This is a genomic window from Flavobacterium sp. FlaQc-30 (assembly GCF_044005885.1).
GTDB lineage: Bacteria > Bacteroidota > Bacteroidia > Flavobacteriales > Flavobacteriaceae > Flavobacterium.
Genome location: NZ_JBIPCO010000061.1, coordinates 1 through 238 on the forward strand (window position 1 = coordinate 1; position 238 = coordinate 238).

The window sequence follows — 238 nt, forward strand, 5'->3', positions numbered from 1 at the left end:
GCGAGATCCATTGAATATAAAACTGTACAGGAAGTTTTTTACCTTTTGCAACATTTAGCTTTACATTTTCATTCCATTTTAAGTATGGAATCGGATCTTTATTTGAATATATTATACTGCCATCTTTTGTATATCCCGCAATGGCTATACTATAATCTCTTTTATCTTCTTCTTCTGTCGTGAAACCAATATCATAAAGATATTCTTTTTCTCCTTTCTCCCAGACAGAATAAGGAAT

At 31.1% G+C, this 238-nt stretch carries 1 protein-coding gene; it reads right to left on the bottom strand.

Features of this window, described 5'->3' with window-relative positions; genetic code table 11:
- Positions 1-238: hypothetical protein (locus ACHRV0_RS21745; protein WP_395442538.1), on the bottom strand; the 238-nt coding region annotated here is incomplete at both ends.